Below are 19,215 nucleotides of genomic sequence, written 5' to 3'. Positions count from 1 at the left end.
TAATTGTATGATAAAATGTTAGAAAATTAAGAAAGAAGGTGATGAATTGGGAATTAAACATCTTAATTTAACAGTTGCAGATGTAGTAGCTGCAAGAGAGTTTTTAGAAAAGTATTTTGGCTTAACTTGTAGTGGAACAAGGGGGAATGCCTTTGCAGTTATGCGTGATAATGATGGATTTATACTAACGTTAATGAAAGGAAAAGAAGTTCAGTATCCAAAAACATTTCATGTAGGATTTCCACAAGAAAGTGAAGAACAAGTAGATAAGATAAATCAAAGATTGAAGGAAGATGGATTTTTGGTCGAGCCTCCTAAGCATGCCCATGCGTATACGTTTTACGTTGAAGCACCTGGTGGATTTACAATAGAAGTGATGTGTTAAGTTAAAAATCAAACTTTTTGTCATGTGTTTTTAAAATAAAAAGTAGGAAAAGTCTGTTTTAAGCGTGGAGCTTAAACAGGCTTTTTTACTTATATAATTGGATAGAGAATGCTAGAAGGAATATTACCAAGTGTATGATCTGTTTACATAATAAAGTTATGGTGGGTTAGTTGTCCTAAAATACAAGTCATATATCTTGTTTCCTCTCATAAATTTAAACATAGGAATTTGTCTACAAAGGTGGCGAAGCCTCATCATGAAAATTCGAATTTGTGCCACATTCATGTTGTTTCTATTTATATGGTTACATCCTTTTTGGACTTTTGCAAAAGGAGAGGAGGCAAAGGAAAGGGTCGTTTCACTTGTATATGATGATTCGGGCAGCATGAGAAATAACGATCGCTGGAAATATGCCAATTATGCTTTGCAAAGTTTAGTTGCGCTATTAGATGAAAAAGATAAATTTTCTTACGTTCCAATGAGTAAGCCGAATGATCCATTAAACATTTCGTTAGCGAAGGATAAGAGACAAATGGAAATTGAGGGAATTGGAGCGTGGAAAACGTATTTAAATACTCCGTTTAGCGCAGTAGAAACGGCGATGCAATCTATAAAAAAGGAAGCAGATATAGATGGGAAGCGTGAATTTTGGCTTATTGTCTTAACTGACGGGGCATTTAATGATTTAGAGAAAGATAAGGTTGGCGGAAAAGAACAAATTACACAAAAGTTAGCACAGTTTAAGAAGGATATGGATGCAAAAAAGATATCGCTACATCCAATTTTAATTACGATGGAAGAGGATTTAGGGCAACAAGAAAAAGCACAACTAAATACGTTTAAAGAAATATGGAAGAAAGAGCTCAACGGGGTTACGATGCCATCTAGTGGAGAGGATGGGATTGTAAAAAGCGTCAATCAAGTGGCAGCATTAGTTGCAAATCGTGATCCGTTCTCTTCCGTTGAATCGATTGTAAAAACGAAAGTAGTAGGGAAGAAAGTAGAGATTACAACACCATTTCCGTTAAAACGTATGACACTTGTACGACAATCGCCTTCTTTGCCCGATTATCAGGTCACACAAATTTCTAAACCATTACAATTACAATCTTCTTTTTCCATACATGCACCAGGTGAAGCGAAATTGTTCGGAAATATAGTTCATATCAGTACGGAAAATGAAGAAGTTATTAAACCAGGAACGTATACGATAGAAGTGGACCGAGATATTGAGAAAGAAGGATTACAAGTACTAGTCGAACCGGCACTTAATTATACTGTTTCTACTTATGACAAAGAGGATAAGGATAGAAAAAATGTTGAGGAAATGTATGAAGATGTGACAGCTGTTATTGAAGCAAAACCTACTGAGTTGCCAGTTCAGTCTTCTTACTTTCAGGCAGAAGTAGAAATAGACGGGAAGCAATATGCGATGAAGTGGGACGATAAAAGAAATGTATTTTATTACGAAACGAAGCTTACTAAAGGATTAGTACGCGGGAAAGTTCATATGAACATAAAGGGGTTTTACAGACAGACGAAAGAATTTAAAATCGAAACAACGAAAAAGCCTAAATTATCACTTCAAACTGTCACGAAAGATTATGAAGAAAAAGTAACAAATTTAGAGAATAGTAAACCATTTATTATACAACCACAGTTAGATGATAAGCCGATGACAGAAGAGGCTGTAAAAAAACTATTAAAATCTACTGGTGTCACATCTAAACAATCAATCAACTATGAAATAAAACAGCATGGTAATCAAATTTACATTTATCCTCGACCGCATTACTCCGACACATTCAATTTTACAGATACCGGCACCGTAGAAGCTACCATCGTAGTGCAGGATTCAAAATTACCAAAAGTAAAGAAAGATATAACACTCCATATTCAAAATGCGCCGTTTTATGAAAAGTATGCGCTTATTTTTAAGTTTGTTATTCCTATCACTTTATTACTGTTAATAGTAGGAATAATCGTTTTAGGATGGATTGTCCGTCCAAGATTTCACCGGAAAGCATTATTGTATTACGAATGGGATCAAGAGGTAGCGAAAGATTGGTTATATCAATCTGAGCCAGAGTTACTCAAAAATAAATGGTGGAAACATTATTTTGGTATTCCGTATAGAGCAGAAAGAAAGACTGTGCAATCCGTTACGTTTATAGCAAAGAAAGGATCGAAATCGATATTTGTAGCGAAAGAGTCACAAGTAGTAGGAATGATTATTGATGGGATGTTTATAACAGAGGATGAGGTTGGAATGGAACATAAGACACTATATCCAAATGAACTTTTAGTAATTGATAGAGGATATGGTAAGGAGATTTACAAATACGAGTGTGAATAGTAGGTAGGGATAAGAAGGGGATGGAGTATTGATCCTCTTTCCTTTTTTCCAACAAGCAAGAATAGGAAGGTGGTTCACATGACATTACAAGTTCCAACAATATTAATTGGTTTAGGTGGAATCGGTAGTACTGTGACGCATCAAATATATGAAAAACTGCCTGAAGAGCGCCGGAAAAAGGTAGCAATGCACGTATTTGATACAGATGTGAATACATTAAGTAAATTCGATCATATTCGAAAGTTTAAGACACAAACAAGTTCTAGTAAAACGCCTAGGGAGTATATTGCGGGAGATCCAACGATCCCAGAGTGGTTTCCGATGGATCCGACTATACTTGATAAACCATTAACAGAAGGAGCAGGACAGTTACGCGTCATTTCACGTTTAGCGTTACGTGCTGCGATGAAAGAAGATAAATTGACGTCTTTTTGGCAAGAAATCGAGAAAATCTTTCCGGTTACAAGTGATCAAACGGAATATGGTGTGCGTGTCATTATAGTAACATCACTAGCAGGCGGAACAGGTTCAGGGATGTTTCTGCAAATTGCTTTATATTTACGTGAAATGCTTCGGAAGAAATTGCAGCATCATAACATTTTAATACGCGGTGCGTTTTTAATGCCGGATGTTTTAGTAAAGACGAGAACGGTTAGCGCGAAAGAATTTGAAACGGTGCAAGCAAATGGCTATGCATCGTTAAAAGAATTACATGCTATTACGCTCGGGTCTACTGGAGAATTATCAAAACGCGGCGGTGTAACAATTGAATTAGAGTATCGCCCTGATCAAGTAGATGAAGACGGAAGAACGAATCATACAATTAAACAACATCATTTACCGTACAATTATTGTTTCTTATACGATTACGAAAACCTACATGGACACCATTTACACAATTTATCAGACTATATGGAACAGATGGCAAATACAATTTATTTACAGTTATTTAGCCCGATGTCCACAAGTCATTTTGCACAGGAAGACAATCAAATTCAGCAATTAGCAGAATCAAGCGGAAAAGGACGATATTGCGGGGCAGGAACGGCAAAACTCATTTATCCATATGAACATGTGTTAAAATATTGTGCTTTAAAATGGGCCGTGCAAGGTTTAGATGAATCGTGGCTTCATTTAGATCAACTGTTTCAAGAGAAGAAGCAAAGATACGATCAAGATGTAAAACGTGGGATGCAACGTGAAAAGCCGGAGAGAGGTAAAAGTTATTTAGAGGACTTGGAGCATCTTGCTACCCGTCCAGAGCAAGCTCATATTTTCTATAGACAAATGTACAATGAAACACGTGAAGGAGCAGAGGGTGGTAAGCTCGGAGTTGCGAAATCAAAACTGTTTTTAGAAGCTGTAGAAAGTTATGTACAACGAACGGTGCAAAAAGATGAGGAATTAAATCGTCTGCAACATGAGTGTAAAATTTCAGCTACGAAACTGAAAATGATGGAACAGATGAAGGGTGAAGTGGCAAGAGTGGATCATGCGGTGCGTTTATATGCGTATGCGATTCCGAGCCGGGTACATGAACATGTAACGACACTTTTATATGACATGATTGAATCAGACCGCTTTTCACCAAGTGGTTCTGAAGGGCAGTCCTATCAATTAAATACATGGTTTTTAAAGAAAACAGATCCCGTTCACCCAGTAGCAGCGCGTTTTATGTTATATGAAATTCGAAAGCAGTTAGTAGAAAAAATGAATCGACTACATGAAAATAATGAACAAAAGCGTAATGTAATTCAAAATTACGATAAAAAATTTAATGTGGGTAATATTGATGGAACGGTAACGGCTGTACGCCGAGTAGAAATTGCTCAACAACAAGGCTGGTTCGGAAAAATGATTAATAATCAGCAACGTTTATTCAAAAGAGAATTTGAAGACATCGTAACGCAATATGTACACAAATTAAATGAATATCGAAAAGAAATGCTATTAGAACTTGTATATCAATCGCTATATCAAGCAGTTAATAAAATGATTCAATATTGGGAAAGATTTTTTGATAATTTACATGAAACACGTGAAAATTTACTGTTTGAAATCCAAAAGCGCAGTAAGGAATTTGAAGGGAAAACAAACCCGACGAATGTATATGTATTAGCTGAGGAACAGCTGCAAGAAAAGATATGGCAAGATATGCAGCAACATTTAAATTTAGGTGTACTACCGAAAGATATATCAGCGGAAATTTACATGAGTTTGTACGGGGAATATTGTCGTGATGCGAAAACAGAAGAGATTCAGTCGAAAAAGGTAGAGGATTTCTACCGAGAACATATACTGAGCTATTGTTATGACGAACTGCAAGTACGCTATCGTGATAAATTAGAACTGAATATTATTGAAGCGTTGCGAAAAGAAGCAGATTATAAGAAACGTGATCGCGATGAATACGTTCGTGAAAAAATTGAAGACCTGTTCCATTTAGCGAGTCCATTCGTTCCGAAAGTTGCTCATCATAGGGAATTACAATATTGGGGTATACATCCTTCTTTAAAGAAAGAGTTGCAAGAGGAATTAATTCAAGAAATGTTTAAAGAAAAAGATACAGTACATGAAGCCTTTTCGCCATTTGAAGTGATCTGTTATCGAGCGCATTACGGCTTATCGCTGCAAGACTTTCCTAAATTATCATCAGGACATATTTCAAATGGATTTATGAATGATAAAGGTGACTATTTCCAATCGTATTATCGCCGTGTAAACAAATTAAATAGTAAAAAATCTAGTTTAACGCCGCATTTAGATAAGTATTGGCACTTACCAGCCTTTATGCCAGATTTAAATGCGACTCAAACAAAATTAGATTATGATAAATGTAATCGTGCATTACTATACGCATATATGTATCGCTGGATTAGTTTAGTTGCTGTTGATGGACAGTTTGTGTATCAATATAACGGTGTAGGACGTAGCTTTTTAATTCAGTCAATGGGGAAAAATATTTCAAGCGAAAGTTATAAATTACACAGAGCGTTGCTTCATAATCCGTTTATTTATGAAAACATCTTGTCACGATTTGAAGAAGAGCAAGAAAAGGCGATGATACAAGGTGGACATTTATATACACATCCGTTCGTATTAGGAGCCCAAGATGTAAGATGGCTTAGAAAAGAACATGTCCACAATCTTTTAGATATGATTTTAATGTATGATCGTGAAGCGAAGTATGATCCGACGTTAGAAGAAACATCAGATGAATTATTAAGACTATTCCTTGATGAAATCGAGTTGTATTTCCAGAACTATTACGGTACAGGTGCCGATATGGTGGCAAAGAAAGAGAAAGAAATGTTTATTAAACAATTGTGGGATCGCTCGCATGCGAAAGGATATGTAGATCCAAATAGCGCTCCGTATAAAAAATGGCAAAATTTATTAGGTGTTCAAGATGAAGAAGAAACGTCAAAAACGAATGTATAATGAATGAAAAGGGAATCCTTAAAAGTGGCAATACAACTTTAGAAAAGAGGGATTCTGATGCCGTTTTTAGGAAGTGTATATCAAATATTTGGGTTATATCCGGAACTTTATTATGGGATGATTTCAGCGGAGCTGCAAGAGGAAGCTCAGAAGGAGCATCTTGGAAATAGTAGTGCAGAAGCTGAAGCGGAAGAATAAAAAAAGTGCAGATGAAAATCTGCACTTTTTTGTTAGTATTAAAATGGTAAAATAACCTCAAATGAATTATTATTTTTAAATAATAATTCATTTGAGGTTATTATAATTTTTATTGCATTGTATGTAATGAAAATTGTATGAAAATCAATGTAATAAAATGTGTATGAATATTAAGGTGGAAAACAACAATGTTTTTGAGAAAATAATTATGTATAAAAATAACATTTGATACATAATCAACCGATTGTTTTTGATTGATTTATTATTGACAATATAATTAATTGTATGATAAATTCAATCAGCATTCTTAATGGTTTTTTGGTACGATTAATATTTCGAAAATTCAATACGGCATAAAGAGATTGATTTTTCTGTTTTTTTGAGGTGGGTTACTAAGTCTATAGGGGAAGTGAACTATGTATATTTTTATTTTTAAAATAGAACAGTAATAAAGAATGTAACAAGTAAGAGATAAACTTGAAAAAGAGGTTTCAAAGAATGAGTCTTTTCATAAAGAAAGCAATGGATGAAGAAAAGAAAAAAGTATTGAATCAAACTTTAGGAGCGATTGATCTAACTCTTTTAGGGATTGGAGCAATTATTGGTACAGGTATTTTCGTATTAACTGGTATTGTAGCAGCGAAACATGCTGGTCCGGCGATTGTATTATCTTTTGTATTAGCGGCAATTATATGTGCATGTGTAGCTTTCTGTTATGCTGAATTTGCATCTACAGTTCCAGTTTCGGGAAGTGTATATTCATATACATATATGACACTAGGTGAGATTTTTGCATTTATAGTTGGCTGGTGTGTTATGCTGGAGTATTTATTAGCGACTTCTGCGGTTGCAGCAGGCTGGTCAGCATATTTTCAGTCATTGCTACTAGGTTTTAATATTCACATTCCTACGATTTTTGCTTCGGCACCAGGAATGGGGAAGGGTGGAATCATTGATTTACCAGCAGTTCTTATTATTTTAGTTGTTACATTTTTATTAAGCCGTGGTGCAAAAGAAAGTGCACGAATAAATAATATAATGGTTATTATTAAACTGGCTGTTATTGTAGGGTTTATTGTTGTAGGGACACAATATGTAAGACCAGAGAATTGGCAACCATTTCTACCGTTTGGTTTTCACGGTGTGGTAGGAGGCGCTGCTACTGTATTTTTTGCTTTTTTAGGATTTGATGCAGTTGCAACAGCCGCAGAAGAAGTGAAGCGTCCACAACGTAACGTGCCAATTGGGCTACTTGTTTCCTTGTTCATTTGTACGGTTCTATATGTAGGTGTTTCATTCGTGTTAACTGGAATGGTTCCGTTTACGGAATTAAATGTTGCTGATCCTGTTGCATATGCGTTGCGCACTGTAGGAGAAGATAGAATTGCTGGGTTGTTATCGGTGGGAGCGATAGCAGGGCTAACAACAGTTCTGTTAGTAGCTATGTTTGCATTTGTTCGTGTATCTTACTCGATGAGTCGAGATGGATTGTTACCAAAAAGACTTTCAAGTGTCCATAAACGTTTACAAACTCCATTTTTTAATACATGGGTTACAGGTATACTAGCAGCTTTATTAGCGGGATTAGTGGATTTGAATTTATTAGCTAATTTAGTGAATATGGGAACGATAACAGCATTTGTGTTTGTATCTATAGCTGTCATTGTATTAAGAAAGACACATCCTAATATGAAGAGGCCATTCCGTGCTCCTCTAGTACCTTTTTTACCTATCGTTTCGATAGTAAGTTGTATATATTTAGCTTTGAACCTTTCTAAGCTTACTTTAATTAGTTTTGTGGCATGGATTATAATAGGTGTTTTCATATATTTTGTATATGCTAAAAAACATAGTAATGTTAGAAATAGAAATAGAAATAGAAATAAAGTATAGTCCATTGAAATAATACTTGTAATGGAAATGAAAACACGCTACTTATTCATATAAGAACAAGTAGCGTGTTTTTTCTATTTAATAATCCCATTTTCTAAAATTTTAATAGTTGGTGCCACTTTCACATTAGCTTTTGAAAAGGCACTCGGCCAATCATCTTCGACTTGTTTCCATTCTTTATATTGAAACGCTCTCGCATAATCACCAAATCCGAATGGATCAAGTTGCTGTTTTTGAATGTTGTGGATTAAATCGTTCAAATCTTTGTTTAGTTGTTTTGTAATAAGAGAAGTTAATTTCTTTCTATCTTTGTCTATATCCATATTGAATGTAAGTTCAGAGACAGCAATTTTCAAATCCATTTTAACATGAAATTTGAAGTGGTTATCGCTATAATCTGTATGGATATCACGATTCATGCTAAGAACATTTATTGTTACGAAATCGCCGCCATCGGTATCTTTTAAATCACTATTACTTTCAACTGAAGTAGAAGGGATTTTCAATGTAAGCGAAACCGGTGTATTCGCTTTCTTTTGTAACAAAAGAAGAAGGGCGCTTTCATAACGATTTAATGACATTTTATAAATTCCGCGAGAAGTTAATAGCGCGGAACCAGTAACGATAACATCCTTTTTACCTTTTTTTATTTCTGAAATAGCAGGTGTTATACCTTTATTAAACGTTTGCCTGTGAAATTCATGGAATGTCGTAAAAACGGTCCGATTGTACAGTTTGTTCGTATTAATTAAATCTGTTAAATACTCGGGAAGGGCAGGCTTATCTTTAAAGTTATTATATATAACTGAAGAAATTGGACCGTCTACTGCAACCATGCGCATGTTTCCAGTGTTTTTAGGATCACGATACCAAACATCAAGGTAAGGCATAGCCCCTTCTTGTTTTAAAAAATTTGTGCTAAATAAAATGAGCTGTAACTTTTCTGTAGATACTAAACCGCCACTTGAGCTATTAAACGTTGCTTTTGCTTCTCGAGGTGTACGTACTTTCGCTTCATGTGTTTCGTACTTTTTTTCTACGTCTTCATTAAAAATAGGATTCACGTGGTACACAATTAATTTTCCTTTTGCTTTTGCGTCAAAGCCGTAAATTAATGAAATCGATTGTTTTTCTAAGTCGAGTCGATCTCCACAGCCTGTTAAAAAGGTTATGAGAAAGTAAAGTATAGTGAAATGAATAAAGCGCCTCATTTAAACTCTTCTCCTTTTCCAATGCTGATAAAGTGTCATGTATAAGAGAAATACGACTGGGAATAGAAAAACGATAAAATAACTAGCAGTTCCCCAAAATTCCCGCAACGCACTTATCTGATAAGAAGAAGGGATATAAAAGAATAAGATGAAAATACACCCGAATAATAAAACATAAATAGGTAATGAACTGCCTTTTTTGTTAAGAAATTGATTAATTCCATCTGAAGCAGTGAAAATATAAGGAATACAGGAATCAAAAATAATAAAGAGATAAAATGACAAAAAGATAATTTCAAATCGCTCAAGAAATGAGAAGTGAAACGGTGTAACAAGAGAAAGAGTCGGCCATAAAAACTTTGTTATACCATCTGGACTAAAATAAACAAAAGAGACAAAGGTGACTTGAAGATAAATAAATAGCGTAATCAAATTCGCAAGAACAATTCCTTTTTTTGCAGATGATTTATTACTGAGATAAGGATAAAGGACAAATGCAAACTCAAATCCGAGAAACGCAATGATAGTTGATTTTACTGTGTTTAAAACTGGTATCCAGCCTTCTTTAAGAAGAGGAAGAAGATAAATCCAATGCCCATCTTTAAGCGGAATAAACAATAGAAAAGGCATCCATAGTGTGAAAAATACAGTGAAAACAGCATAGCGACTTATAATAAGAACGCCTTTACATGCTAGCATTAACATTGGAATAGATAGTAAAATCATAATTAAAAACATTGGAGTTCTAGGTAAAATCCAAATGTGAATAACGTATAAGAGGGAAAAAATTAAGGAAATAGCTGCAAGGACAGCATATAAAATCCAAAAAATCATTCCTACTCTTCCTAGCCACTTCCCAAGATAACGAGTTAGCACATCGAGTAAAGTATATCCAGGATGCTTTTCCATAATTTTCACAATACATAAACTGACTAAAGTAGTGAGAGCACATCCAATAATAATAGACATCCAGCCATCTGTATTTGCCCCTTGTGCAACTTCACGCGGAAGTGTAAGGACACCGAATCCTACTTGAACACCACTAATCGTTAAAATGTATTGAAATAAACTAATCTCCCTCTTTGCACGTTTTGTCACTTATTATCCTCCTTTTCCTCAACATCTCTTTGCCGGTTATCTTGTTTTAATTGTAGAGATAGTGGCCGTTTCTTCATAATTTTCCATGGGAAACGTACAAGGGTATCTTTTAAATCCGAAGCAAATAACGGAGAAAAAGGACTACCATAAGGAACACCGAGAGATTCCATAGAAAGTATATGAATAATAATGATCGCCATCCCAACCATAATTCCAATGACGCCAAATAAAGAGGCGGCTATCATCATTGGGAATCGAAGAAGCCGAATTCCTGCTGACATTTCTAAGTTAGGAATAATGAAGGAGGCAACCGCAGTAATTGATACGACGATAACCATAACGTTACTAACAATCCCAGCTTGAACGGCAGCTTGTCCAATTACAATTCCTCCTACGACGCCGATTGTTTGCCCAACAGGTCCAGGAAGCCGAATCGCTGCTTCTCGGAGCATTTCGAGAACTAATTCCATTAATAAAGCTTCTAATATGGGAGGAAAAGGAATTTTGGCTCGAGATTCTCCAATCGTTAACAACAATTTGAGCGGAATCACTTCATAATGGAAGGAAATCATAGCAATATAAAGAGCAGGAGCAAATATTGCAATAAATAGCCCAGTGAAACGAAGGAGTCGTATAAAAGATGGAATCATAGGTCTGAAGCTGTAATCATCTATCGTCTGAAAAAAGGATGAAAAGGTCATAGGTCCTATTAATACGCCTGGTGAGCGATCTACAACAACGGCAATTCGCCCATCAAGAATATGATGTGCTGTTGTGTCGGGGCGTTCAGTTATTGATAATTGCGGAAAGAGAGTAAATGAATTATCTTCAACAAACCCCTCTAATTCACCAGTAGTAAGAATCGCATCAACTTTTACTGACTCGATACGGGATGCCATTTCTTTTACGACATTTTCGTTCGCAACATCTGCTAGATAAAGCAAAAAAACCTTTGAAGTAGCTCGTTCACCAACAGTGAATTCCTTCACTTTCAGTTCGCGATTTGGAATATATCGACGAATAAGTGCAAGGCTGTCGCTCGCTACTTCATTAAATCCTTCGTGTGAGCTTTTTATGGAGCTCTCTGTTGTAGGTTCTTCAATACTCCTTTTTGGTGCCGCTTGCGTATCGAGCTCTAAAGCGGATAGTTGTCCGTTTATAAATAAAATACTTTTGCCGTGTAAAAGAGATTGTTCAATGTCTGCCCACTGTTGAACTTTTTTAATATTTCCGATAGAAACAGAGGCTTTCCAAAAATCGTCTTCATTCCACTCTTTAAATAAGAGAGGACGAAGAATGTTTACGTTAATAACAGTTTTGTCTACAAGTCCTTCCATATATATGAGTGCAGCTTCCTGTCCGTTTTTTAATGGAAAAGTGCGTGTTATTAATTCTGGAATACCGCTAAACAGTTTGGACAAGTGCTTTAAATTAAGGGAAAGGGAAGAAGAGATAGATTTATTTAATGCGTAATCAGCTTGCTCTTGGGTAGAAAGAGATTTTTCACCACGAATCCATTTATTAAAAGACCCCATTTGTTCGCTTACTCCTTGTTATGTTTTATCCCGATTGGTGAGGGCTGATAATCAGTGGGGGATGAAGAAAACCCCCCACTGATTAAAGTTTCACTTTATATGGGTTATTATGGATAGTTACAAGCTGACATATGCGTAGTTTAAATTTTATATTGTATATTTTTAACTTTAACGCTATAATTATAGTGTTAAAGATGGAATCGTGATATGACCTGTTATGACTCTATCGTTTTATTTATGAATAAATGGATTGGTATTTTAGCAAGATGTGCTAATAAACTACTCCACCATGATAATAACGTGCCGAAATGTGGTGCGTATATTTTCGTGGTGGAGTTTTTTTATTCTCAAAAAGGGGGAAAGACCATGAATAACAACATGGTTCATATTACAATTGACGGAAAAAAGTATACAGCGGAGCCCGGTTCAACGATATTGGGTGTTATTAATGAGAACGGGATTGAACATCCGCAAATTTGTTACGTGCCAGAAGTAGATCCTATTCAAACATGTGACACTTGTATTGTAGAAGTTGACGGAAAGTTAATGCGTTCTTGTTCGACGATAGCAACGGAAGGTATGAACATTGAACGTGCTTCTGTTCGCGCAAAAGAAGCACAAACAGAGGCGATGGATCGGTTACTAGAAAATCATTTATTATACTGTACAGTATGTGACAACAACAATGGGAACTGTAAACTGCATAATACAGCAGAATTAATGGAAATTGAACATCAAAAATATCCGTATGAACCGAAAGTAGATGTAAGTGAAGTTGATATGACGCATCCGTTTTATCGCTATGATCCTAATCAATGTATTGCATGCGGTCAATGCGTTGAGGTGTGTCAAAACTTACAAGTAAATGAAACGTTATCGATAGACTGGGAAGCGGAACGCCCACGAGTTATTTGGGATGAAGGAGTAAATATTAATGATTCTTCATGCGTTAGCTGTGGTCAATGTGTAACGATTTGTCCTTGTAACGCTTTAATGGAGAAAACGATGCTCGGTGAAGCTGGATTTATGACGGGATTAAAACCAGATATTCTTGAACCGATGGTAGATTTAATTAAAGAAGTTGAGCCTGGATATAGCGGTATTTTTGCGGTATCAGAAGTGGAAGCGGCCATGCGTGATACTCGTACGAAGAAAACGAAAACAGTATGTACATTTTGTGGTGTAGGTTGTTCGTTTGAAGTGTGGACGAAGGGGCGTAAAATTCTTAAAGTACAGCCATCTTCAGATGCACCAGTTAACGCAATTTCCACTTGTGTAAAAGGGAAATTTGGTTGGGATTTCGTAAATTCTAAAGAACGAATAACAAAACCTTTAATTCGTAAAAATGGAACGTTTGTTGAATCTACATGGGAAGAAGCACTGAATGTAGTTGCAAATAAATTAGGCGCTATTAAAGAAGAGTACGGTAAAGGTTCTATCGGATTTATTTCTTCCTCTAAAATTACAAATGAAGACAATTATGTAATTCAAAAATTAGCTCGACAAGTATTTGGAACGAATAATATTGATAACTGCTCACGTTATTGCCAATCACCAGCAACGGATGGTTTGTTCCGTACAATTGGTATGGGCGGTGATGCCGGAACGATTAAAGATATTGCGCAATCTGGTCTTGTTATTATTGTAGGATGTAATCCGACAGAAGGTCATCCTGTTCTAGCTACACGTATTAAACGTGCACATAAATTACACGGACAAAAGTTAATTGTAGCTGATCTTCGTAAAACCGAAATGGCAGAGCGATCAGATGTCTTTATTAGTCCAAAACAAGGAACAGATCAAGTTTGGTTAATGGCTGTTACGAAATATATGATTGATCAAGGTTGGCATGATCAGGAATTCATTAATGAGAATGTAAACTTCTTTGAAGATTTCAAAGAAAGCCTAGAGGAATATACACTTGAATATGCAGAAGAAGTAACAGGCATTTCAAAAGAAACGCTTATTCAAATGGCTGAAATGATTCGTGATGCAGATGGTACATGTATCCTTTGGGGTATGGGGGTAACGCAAAATACAGGTGGTTCTGATACTTCCGCTGCAATTTCAAACTTACTTCTTGCAACAGGGAACTACCGTCGTCCAGGAGCAGGCGCATACCCACTTCGAGGCCACAATAACGTACAAGGTGCTTGTGATATGGGTACTTTACCAGGATGGCTTCCAGGATATCAGCACGTTACTAACGAAATGGAACGTGCGAAATTTGAAACTGCTTACGGAGTGAAAATTGATAGTGAACCAGGTCTTAATAATATCGAAATGCTTCACGCAATTGACGAAGGAAAAATGAAAGCAATGTATCTTGTCGGAGAAGATATGGCTCTTGTAGATTCTAATGCAAATCATGTACATGAAGTGTTATCGAGCCTTGATTTCTTCGTTGTGCAAGATGTTTTCCTTTCTAAAACTGCTCAATATGCAGATGTTGTATTACCAGCAGCGCCATCTCTTGAGAAAGAAGGTACTTTCACAAATACAGAGCGCCGTGTCCAAAGATTATATCAAGTTCTTCCTACGCTAGGAGATGCGAAACCAGACTGGTGGATCGTCCAGGAAGTTGCGAATAAACTAGGTGCAAACTGGAATTATAGCCACCCAAGTGAAATCTTTGCTGAGATGGCAAGTTTATCACCATTGTTCTCGCAAGCGAACTATGAAGTGCTTGAAGGATGGAACAGTTTCCATTGGGGAAGTTTTGATGGAACGAATACACCACTTCTGTTCCAAGACGGATTTAACTTCCCAGATAAAAAGGCTCGTTTTGCGATTGCTGACTGGGTACGTCCAGCTGAATTTCCAGCTGAGTTTGACCTTCACATTAACAACGGTCGTATGCTTGAGCATTTCCATGAAGGGAATATGACAAATAAATCAACAGGTATTCAAACGAAAGTACCTGGTGTTTTCGTTGAAATCTCTCCAGACCTTGCAAAAGAACGTGGCGTAAAAACAGGTTCGTTAGTTCGTCTTGTCTCTCCTTTTGGAGCATTAAAATTACGTGCACTCGTTACAAATCGTGTAAAAGCGAATGAGTTATATTTACCGATGAACTCTACAGATAACGAAACGGCAATTAATTTCTTAACAGGTCCTGCTGTGGATGTACGTACGAATACACCTGCGTATAAACAAACAAAAGTACGTATGGAAGTATTAGAAGTTGATGGCGAAAATCCGATGCCAAAAGCGAACCCACGCAATAAAAAACGTCACCCTCAAGCTGGAATTGAGGTACATCGTAAGTGGGCACGTCCAGGGTATGTGCATTTAACGGATAAGTAGGAGGAGAAAACTATGGCTGCACCTATAAAAATGATTCAAAAACAAGAATTAACTGAGGAAGAAATAAAACAGCAAAAGTTAGATGATTTAAAAGAGCTTCTAACTAATAATGAAGAAGCTCTAAATCAGATGTTTAATATAGTAGGGGAATTAAATGACATTGGAATGCTAGAAGCTGCAAATTCAATGCTAAAAGCGAAAGAACCAATTGCGAAAATTGTTCTAGGTCAAGTAACTCGTGAGCCTGTTACAAATTTAATTAATAATATGATGGGCGCTGCAGGTGCGTTAACTGAACTTGACCCAGAACTTACGAAAAAGCTTATAGGTAGTTTATTAGTCGGGCTAGAAGAAGGTAATGAACATCTAGAAAGTAATAAAAAAGTAGGGGTATTCGATCTTATGAAAGTATTGAAAGACCCAGATATTAACCGTGCTATCGGGTTTGGGCTTCATTTCTTAAAAGGTATGGGGAAAGGGTTAAAAGACGAATAAACTTCATGAAGTGAACCTTTCCGCCCAAATATTTGTAGGAAATAGTTTGGGCGGAAGGCTCATTTTGGTAAAATATATAATAGAGTAAAATGAGGCTTTTGGGAGGTATAATTGTATGTCAAAAAAAGTACATGAATTTAATGATATGATACGAAAACTTCGAAAGGAACTTTTCGGAAAAGGACCAGAACGAATTCATACTGTTTTTGCGGAAAATATGGCTATAGCGACTCTTTATGGAAACTTAACACCTACTGAAAAATTTATTTCAAGTACGATGGACGGTGCGGAAATGGTTCATATGGCTAGAACGAAAATGATTCAAGAAGTGTATGCTGCGAATTCCCGTGAACATTTGGAGGAACTTGTTGGAGCGAAATTAGTGAATTTGTTTTCAGATATGAAAGTAGAAGAAGATATTGCAGTTTCTGTATTTGTTTTTGATAAAAATATAACGTGAGAGAAGGATACTGATCGTGAAACCGATACAGGTAGAAAGAGAAATCTTTCGTTATGAACAAGGAGCATTTAAACATATAGAGGACAGCATTGTAACAGAGTTTCCTGTCACCATTAAAATGAACGGACAGGAGTTTGTTACAATGGTTAATACTCCAGAATATATAGAAGATATGGTAATAGGCTTCTTAGCGTCTGAAGGAATCATTCGGAAGTATGAAGACATTGATAGTGTATGGGTGCAGGAGAAAGAAGGATTTGTGCATGTAACAACGACAAAAGTAAATCCGTATTATGAACAAATGCAAAATAAACGCTATATTACGTCTTGTTGTGGTATGAGTAGGCAAGGGTTTGTTTTTGCAAATGATGCACTAAGTGCAAAAAAAATGAAGGGTGTCCATGTACAGGTTGCTGCCGATGATTGTTTTCGGTTAATGAAAGAAATGCAGCAATCTGCGGATACGTTTCATCGTACTGGTGGGGTTCATAATGCAGCTTTATGTGATGTTAATGGTATTATTTTAAGCCGAATGGATATTGGTAGGCATAATGCACTAGACAAAATTTACGGTTATTGTTTAAGAAACGATATTTCTATAAAAGATAAAATCATTGTTTTTAGTGGTCGTATTTCTTCGGAAATATTATTGAAAGTTGCAAAAATCGGTTGTGAAATTATACTATCAAAATCAGCTCCAACTGAGTTAGCTTTGCAACTAGCGGAAGATTTAGGTATTACGACAATAGGATTTATTCGTAATCACTCCTTAAATGTATATACCCATCCAGAACGTGTTTTAAATATAAAATAAAAGTGAGGCAATGAAGATGAAATCAGTTACATTAGACAAGTTGCAACGTCCGTTAAAGGATTTACGTATTTCAGTTACTGATCGCTGTAATTTTCGCTGCCGATATTGTATGCCAGAAGAAATATTTGGTCCTGATTACTCGTTTTTGTCTAATGATAAAATTTTATCTTTTGATGAAATTGAAAGGATAACACGTATTTTCGTTTCTTTAGGTGTGAGAAAATTACGGATTACAGGCGGAGAACCGTTACTTCGAAGAGGGCTTCCAAAGCTTATTGAGTGCCTTAATAAAATTGATGGTGTAGAAGATATCGGTTTAACAACCAATGGATCGTTACTTAAAAAGTTTGCTCCTGATTTATATAAGGCGGGACTATCACGTGTAACAGTTAGCTTAGATTCCTTAGAAGAAGAGCGGTTTTTCTATTTAAATGGTAATAGGAGCAAAGTGCAAAGGGTTCTGGAAGGAATACAGGCTGCAGCTGAAGTTGGAATGAAAATTAAAATAAACATGGTCGTTCAAAAGGGAAAAAACGAACAGGACATTTTGCAGATGGCGCAATATTTTAAGGGAAATAAGCATATTCTTCGTTTTATTGAGTATATGGATGTTGGAAATTATAATGGTTGGGATTTAAAAGAGGTCGTCTCTAAACAAGAAATAGTAGATACGATTCATCAAGTTATGCCGTTAGAACGGATAGAAGCAAATTATTCTGGTGAAGTGGCTACTAGGTATCGTTATATAGGAAGCGATGAGGAAATAGGTATTATTTCATCAGTAACAGATTCTTTTTGCTCATCATGTACGAGAGCTCGTATTTCTGCAGAAGGAAAATTATATACTTGCTTATTTGCTTCTAAAGGAAATGATTTAAGAGAATTGCTTCGTTCTGAACATACAGATGAGGACATTACAGATGTAGTACGCGATATATGGAATAATAGGGAAGATCGTTATTCAGATGAACGCTTAAATCATACAAATAAGAAAACAATACCTAAAATTGAAATGTCACATATCGGTGGTTAATATATAAAGCTAGCGTCATAGTGAAAAATGGAAAATTTACAAGAGTTGTGGATTTTCTATTTTATAGTAAAAGTGATGATTGATATCTCTGTAAAAGATGTGCAGAGAAATTAAGCAGCATTCAAAAACCTTTATTTTGAGGAGGTTTTTTGAAGCTGCTTTTTTATTTGGAGAAAATGGAGGAATGGGTAATGGCATTTCATAAGCCGGAACAAATTGCTGAGCTTGTCATTGAGGCCGGTGTTCAAAAAGTAAGACAGACATTGCCAGCGATGCTTATTCTCGGTTTTTTAGGAGGAGCGTTTATTGCGATAGGTTTTTTACTTAACATTCGAGTTTTAGGGAATTTACCTGAGCGCTGGGGAAGTCTAGTGAATGTTTTAGGAGGAGCAGTATTTCCTGTTGGACTCATGCTCGTAGTATTAGCAGGAGGAGAATTAATTACGGGAAATATGATGTCACTGTCTATGGCGCTTTATGCAAAGAAAATTACATTGATAAGTGTACTGAATAACTGGGTTTGGATTACTCTCATGAACTTTATTGGGGCAATTTTCGTTGCGTATTGCTTTGGACATCTTGGCGGATTAACAGAGGGAGAGTATTTAAATAAAACGGTAGCGATAGCGGAAGGGAAGTTACATGAATCATTTGGGAGAACTTTAATTTTAGCAATTGGTTGTAATTGGCTCGTTTGTCTTGCTCTTTGGCTCGCTTACGGGACGAGTGATTTTGTCGGGAAAATCATCGGAATTTGGATTCCAATTATGGCATTTGTAGTGATTGGATTTCAGCAAGTAGTAGCAAATATGTTTGTCATTTCCGCTGTTATTTTTGCTGGTCATCTAACGTGGATGGATCTGGCTAAAAATTTTGTTCCTGTTTTTATCGGAAATGTAATTGGAGGAGCTGGGTTTGTTGGTTTTGCTTACTTTGCTTGTTATCAGAAACAACATTCTAATATGAAATAGAGTTCTTGAGAGGAAGGGT

Annotated in this window: 14 protein-coding genes; 11 read left to right on the top strand and 3 right to left on the bottom strand. The window is 36.1% G+C overall.

Annotated features, from left to right (window positions below; genetic code table 11):
* Window positions 1-46 precede the first annotated feature (46 nt).
* The 5 genes from ACTFR3_RS05335 (at window position 47) to ACTFR3_RS05315 (ending at window position 8,273) form a co-directional block, all read left to right on the top strand.
* Window positions 47-385 carry a VOC family protein gene (locus ACTFR3_RS05335; RefSeq protein ID WP_000511515.1) on the top strand — a complete coding sequence of 113 codons (339 nt, stop codon included), beginning with the start codon at window positions 47-49 and terminating at the stop codon, window positions 383-385.
* A gap of 256 nt (window positions 386-641) precedes the next feature.
* Window positions 642-2,741, top strand: coding sequence for a vWA domain-containing protein (locus tag ACTFR3_RS05330; protein WP_440044231.1), 2,100 nt, complete (start codon window positions 642-644; stop codon window positions 2,739-2,741).
* Window positions 2,742-2,819: 78 nt separating this feature from the next.
* Window positions 2,820-6,182, top strand: coding sequence for a tubulin-like doman-containing protein (locus ACTFR3_RS05325; protein ID WP_000175124.1), 3,363 nt, complete (start codon window positions 2,820-2,822; stop codon window positions 6,180-6,182).
* A 57-nt stretch (window positions 6,183-6,239) separates the two neighbouring features.
* Window positions 6,240-6,380 (top strand): hypothetical protein, encoded by a 141-nt coding sequence (locus ACTFR3_RS05320; protein ID WP_001116195.1) that lies wholly within the window; start codon window positions 6,240-6,242, stop codon window positions 6,378-6,380.
* Window positions 6,381-6,878: 498 nt separating this feature from the next.
* Complete coding sequence (locus tag ACTFR3_RS05315) at window positions 6,879-8,273, top strand: APC family permease (RefSeq protein WP_000051654.1); 1,395 nt, start codon at window positions 6,879-6,881, stop codon at window positions 8,271-8,273.
* Window positions 8,274-8,347: 74 nt separating this feature from the next.
* On the opposite strand, the gene gerSC is transcribed toward ACTFR3_RS05315, so the two are convergent.
* The 3 genes from gerSC to ACTFR3_RS05300 are packed head-to-tail and all read right to left on the bottom strand — an operon-like array spanning window position 8,348 to window position 12,117.
* A complete protein-coding gene (gerSC, locus tag ACTFR3_RS05310; RefSeq protein ID WP_001252213.1) occupies window positions 8,348-9,484 on the bottom strand; it encodes a spore germination protein GerSC in 1,137 nt (378 codons plus the stop codon).
* Window positions 9,485-10,582, bottom strand: a complete 1,098-nt coding sequence (locus tag ACTFR3_RS05305; protein WP_000166517.1) for an endospore germination permease — start codon at window positions 10,580-10,582, stop codon at window positions 9,485-9,487. It abuts the gene before it with no gap.
* Window positions 10,579-12,117: a spore germination protein gene (locus ACTFR3_RS05300; RefSeq protein ID WP_000534525.1), complete on the bottom strand. Its 1,539-nt coding sequence runs from the start codon at window positions 12,115-12,117 to the stop codon at window positions 10,579-10,581. The genes ACTFR3_RS05305 and ACTFR3_RS05300 overlap by 4 nt, the downstream gene beginning before the upstream one ends.
* A gap of 366 nt (window positions 12,118-12,483) precedes the next feature.
* Here ACTFR3_RS05300 and fdhF point away from each other — a divergent pair, with 366 nt between their 5' ends.
* The 6 genes from fdhF (at window position 12,484) to ACTFR3_RS05270 (ending at window position 19,196) form a co-directional block, all read left to right on the top strand.
* On the top strand, window positions 12,484-15,423 hold the full coding sequence (fdhF, locus tag ACTFR3_RS05295) for a formate dehydrogenase subunit alpha (protein ID WP_098395510.1): 2,940 nt from the start codon (window positions 12,484-12,486) through the stop codon (window positions 15,421-15,423).
* A gap of 12 nt (window positions 15,424-15,435) precedes the next feature.
* Window positions 15,436-15,918 carry a DUF1641 domain-containing protein gene (locus ACTFR3_RS05290; RefSeq protein ID WP_000729897.1) on the top strand — a complete coding sequence of 161 codons (483 nt, stop codon included), beginning with the start codon at window positions 15,436-15,438 and terminating at the stop codon, window positions 15,916-15,918.
* A 115-nt stretch (window positions 15,919-16,033) separates the two neighbouring features.
* The gene (locus ACTFR3_RS05285; protein ID WP_000039582.1) at window positions 16,034-16,378 is read left to right on the top strand and encodes a DUF2294 domain-containing protein; all 345 of its coding nucleotides are present in this window, start codon (window positions 16,034-16,036) and stop codon (window positions 16,376-16,378) included.
* A 16-nt stretch (window positions 16,379-16,394) separates the two neighbouring features.
* Window positions 16,395-17,192 carry a formate dehydrogenase accessory sulfurtransferase FdhD gene (gene fdhD, locus ACTFR3_RS05280; protein ID WP_440044230.1) on the top strand — a complete coding sequence of 266 codons (798 nt, stop codon included), beginning with the start codon at window positions 16,395-16,397 and terminating at the stop codon, window positions 17,190-17,192.
* A 16-nt stretch (window positions 17,193-17,208) separates the two neighbouring features.
* Window positions 17,209-18,225, top strand: a complete 1,017-nt coding sequence (moaA, locus tag ACTFR3_RS05275; protein WP_440044229.1) for a GTP 3',8-cyclase MoaA — start codon at window positions 17,209-17,211, stop codon at window positions 18,223-18,225.
* A 191-nt stretch (window positions 18,226-18,416) separates the two neighbouring features.
* Entirely contained in the window at window positions 18,417-19,196 is a 780-nt protein-coding gene (locus ACTFR3_RS05270) for a formate/nitrite transporter family protein (RefSeq protein ID WP_000863998.1), read from the top strand.
* The last annotated feature ends 19 nt before the right edge of the window (window positions 19,197-19,215 follow it).

Origin of the sequence: Bacillus cereus group sp. MYBK14-1, from assembly GCF_051916885.1 — a bacterium.
In the GTDB taxonomy this organism is placed as follows: Bacteria; Bacillota; Bacilli; order Bacillales; family Bacillaceae_G; genus Bacillus_A; species Bacillus_A cereus.
The sequence above is the reverse complement of the archived record's forward strand: the minus strand, read 5'-3'. Positions and strand labels throughout refer to the sequence as shown.

Coding starts and splice junctions, on each gene's coding strand:
- ACTFR3_RS05330 (WP_440044231.1), top strand. CDS start 642: ATGAAAATTCGAATTTGTGCCACATTCATGTTGTTTCTATTTATATGG.
- ACTFR3_RS05325 (WP_000175124.1), top strand. CDS start 2,820: ATGACATTACAAGTTCCAACAATATTAATTGGTTTAGGTGGAATCGGT.
- ACTFR3_RS05320 (WP_001116195.1), top strand. CDS start 6,240: ATGCCGTTTTTAGGAAGTGTATATCAAATATTTGGGTTATATCCGGAA.
- ACTFR3_RS05315 (WP_000051654.1), top strand. CDS start 6,879: ATGAGTCTTTTCATAAAGAAAGCAATGGATGAAGAAAAGAAAAAAGTA.
- gerSC (WP_001252213.1), bottom strand. CDS start 9,484: ATGAGGCGCTTTATTCATTTCACTATACTTTACTTTCTCATAACCTTT.
- ACTFR3_RS05300 (WP_000534525.1), bottom strand. CDS start 12,117: ATGGGGTCTTTTAATAAATGGATTCGTGGTGAAAAATCTCTTTCTACC.
- fdhF (WP_098395510.1), top strand. CDS start 12,484: ATGAATAACAACATGGTTCATATTACAATTGACGGAAAAAAGTATACA.
- ACTFR3_RS05290 (WP_000729897.1), top strand. CDS start 15,436: ATGGCTGCACCTATAAAAATGATTCAAAAACAAGAATTAACTGAGGAA.
- ACTFR3_RS05285 (WP_000039582.1), top strand. CDS start 16,034: ATGTCAAAAAAAGTACATGAATTTAATGATATGATACGAAAACTTCGA.
- moaA (WP_440044229.1), top strand. CDS start 17,209: ATGAAATCAGTTACATTAGACAAGTTGCAACGTCCGTTAAAGGATTTA.
- ACTFR3_RS05270 (WP_000863998.1), top strand. CDS start 18,417: ATGGCATTTCATAAGCCGGAACAAATTGCTGAGCTTGTCATTGAGGCC.